The following is a 2,947-nucleotide window of genomic DNA, read 5'->3' as shown; positions in this document are numbered from 1 at the left end:
CGCGAGTCCGCGCAGGCGCTCGCCGCGCAGGGCGCGCACGTGGTCGTCGCCGACTGGGCGCTGGACGGGGCCGAGGCCACGACCGCGCTCATCCAGGGCCAGGGCTTCTCCGCCGAGGCCTTCCAGCTCAACGTCCTCGATGACGAGGCCGTCCGCGACGCCGCCGAGCGCTTCGGCTCGGCCTCCGCCCTCGTGTTCACCGCGGCGACCAATGTGCGCAAGCGGATGAGCGACTACACGATGGACGAGTTCGACCGCGTCGTGAACCTGAACCTGCGCGCCTCTTTCCAGCTGATTCGCGTCTTCGGTGCGCGCTTCGCGGAAAACGGCGGCGGCTCGATCATCGGCTTCGCCTCGATCCGCGCCCAGGTCGTCGAGCCCGGCCAGGGCGTCTACGCGGCCACCAAGGCGGGGCTCGTCCAGCTCGCGAAGACCGGGGCCGCCGAGTACGGCGACCGGGGGGTTCGGGTCAACGTGATCGCGCCCGGCGTGGTCGAGACGCCGCTCACCGAGCAGATCAAGGCGAACCCGGACTGGTACGGGGCCTACGCTGAAAAGAGCGCCCTCGGGCGCTGGTCCCGCCCCGACGAGCTCGCGGGCGCGGTCGTCTACCTCGCGAGCGATGCCTCGTCTTTCGTGACCGGCTCAACGCTCATGGTGGACGGCGGCTGGACCGCGATCGACGGCCGCTTCACCCCGCCCGCGAGCTAATAGCTTGGTCGCGAAAATCTATGCATTGAGAACTAGCTGGTAACTGAGCGGTTTTCAAGGTATTTATCCCGTGCTATTGGGATAAAGCTAAGGTGGATAGGGGAAAAATTGTTTTGCGTAACTATGGGGGATTTTTGATCAAGGCAGTTTCAGTTGAAAATTTTAGAGGAATTCAGAAATTAGCCATTCCGTTTGGCCGTGTTACGGTTCTTGTCGGTCCAAATAACGCGGGGAAAAGCAGTTTCCTCCAAGCAATACAGTTTTCTGTTTCTATCTCACAAAGTCTTGAGCTTCACTCAGCAGCCAAACCCAAATTATCAACCTTTGCTGGAAGTCTTTCTCCAGACCAGCTTCTATATACGCCAATCAGGAATGTGTATTCTTTGGCACACGGCGGAGTTCTCACAGAGGACGAAAGACGAAAAATCAAAGTTGTTTTTGAGTTTGAGGGCGAAAAAAAGTTTGAAGTAGAAGCCAAAAAAGGCCGAAACAAGAACATTGCAACATCGATAGCCCCTAAAAATGCTCACCATAGTCTCAAAGCATTGGATCCTCCCTTCAGCATCATTGCTCCAGGGCTAGCAGGAATCGCGGCTTTTGAAGAGTTCAAATCCCCTGGGATAGTTCGCCGTGCAGCAGCTCGCGGAGATGCGAATAATGTTTTTAGAAATATTCTCCTGATCCTTTCTGAAGACTCGGAGAAATGGGAACAGTTCAAACATCGACTGAATCTAGTTTTTCCAGATCTTTCAATCAATGTGAGTTTTTCTAAAGATTCCGATGAACACATTGAAGTCACAACTCGCAGGGGTTGGAATGAACTGCCGATCGACTCTTCAGGGACCGGGGTCCTACAAACTATCCAAATTCTTGCTTACATCGGGGTTTACTCTCCAAAGCTCTTGATTCTCGATGAGCCTGATTCCCACCTACATCCTGATAATCAACGAAAGCTCGCAAGGCTTTTGAATACCCTGGCCAAAGAAGAGAATTTCCAGATTCTCATTTCAACCCACTCTTCACACTTTTTTGATGAGTTTGAAGACTTAGAAGCAACCACTCACTGGATCGGGAAAGAGGGAATTGTAGAGGGCGAGTTTGAGCGTGTAGACGCTCTCATGATGCTGGGCGCGATGGACGTAAAGGATCGACTTCGAAATGGTGCCCTTAAAGCAGTCGTCATCACAGAAGACAGTGAGTTGAGCCTGATTAAGGCTGTTCTGGAATCATCTGGTTTCATGGAAGGGGAGTACGATGTTTTGTCGTATAAGAGTTCTAGCAAAATTGATTCAGCAATCATTTTGAGTCAATTCATCCGTGAACATGCGCCTGAAACTAAAGTGATCATCCACCGGGATAGGGACTTTGTAGATAATGATGTAGAGCTATTCATACAAGCCTCTAAAGAACATCATTTTTATGGTTGGGTGACTGAGGGTAGCGACATCGAAAGCTACTTTATTCGCGAGGATTTCGTGCGTAGCCAATTGAATGCGGTTGAGGCTGAAAGCCTTTCTGATTGTTTAAAGAAATCAATAGAAACCGCTAGAACAGCTTCAATTGAAAAGGCAGTCAACTCAATAAATAATGCAGAAAACAGGCGCCGAAACAACGAAGCTGGATATCATCCAAAAAGTACGGGCCAAGTTTCAACAATGGTCTACGAATCTTACGAAGCTGACCCTGTCGGACAAACTTATGGTAAGAAAACCCTTGCAGCTCTAAAAGGTCATTTTCATGAAATTTACAAACGGAGCTTTTCCACTGCTGGAGGACACCAGTCGTTGGGGGACGTCGGTCTAAGGGCTTTTATTGAGCAACTCTAATCATCTGCGGAGTTGATCAACATTGCTCCGTAGGTGATACTGCTTTGCCGGGGCACTGACCAATGAATAGAACAAATTTTAGAAATCTCATTTTCACCAAAAGCAATGAACCATCGTTCCTGGGCGCAAATTTTAGCAGTCTAAGAAAAGAGCGCCCTCGGGCGCTGGTCCCGCCCCGACGAGCTCGCGGGCGCGGTCGTCTACCTCGCGAGCGATGCCTCGTCTTTCGTGACCGGCTCAACGCTCATGGTGGACGGCGGCTGGACCGCGATCGACGGCCGCTTCACCCCGCCCGCGAGCTAGCCAATAGGACCTGAACGACGGCGGGGCCGGGCCACTGGCCCGGCCCCGCCGTCGTCATTGTCGTTATCCGAGTCGCTTCGCGCGCAGGCGGCGGGCGAGCAGGATGC

2 protein-coding genes and 1 pseudogene are annotated in these 2,947 nt (G+C 52.7%); all 3 read left to right on the top strand.

The window, feature by feature from the left end:
* The coding region (locus OOT08_RS02475; RefSeq protein ID WP_325090965.1) for an SDR family NAD(P)-dependent oxidoreductase at positions 1–711 on the top strand (711 nt) is incomplete at its 5' end.
* A gap of 92 nt (positions 712–803) precedes the next feature.
* A complete protein-coding gene (locus OOT08_RS02470; RefSeq protein ID WP_325090964.1) occupies positions 804–2,537 on the top strand; it encodes an AAA family ATPase in 1,734 nt (577 codons plus the stop codon).
* A 147-nt stretch (positions 2,538–2,684) separates the two neighbouring features.
* A pseudogene (locus OOT08_RS02465) lies at positions 2,685–2,840 on the top strand (SDR family oxidoreductase); the annotation flags it as partial.
* Between the last annotated feature and the right edge of the window lie 107 nt (positions 2,841–2,947).

The sequence above is a fragment of the Leucobacter sp. M11 genome (assembly GCF_035726885.1).
In the GTDB taxonomy this organism is placed as follows: domain Bacteria; phylum Actinomycetota; class Actinomycetes; order Actinomycetales; family Microbacteriaceae; genus JAPFRB01.
The sequence above is the reverse complement of the archived record's forward strand: the minus strand, read 5'-3'. Positions and strand labels throughout refer to the sequence as shown.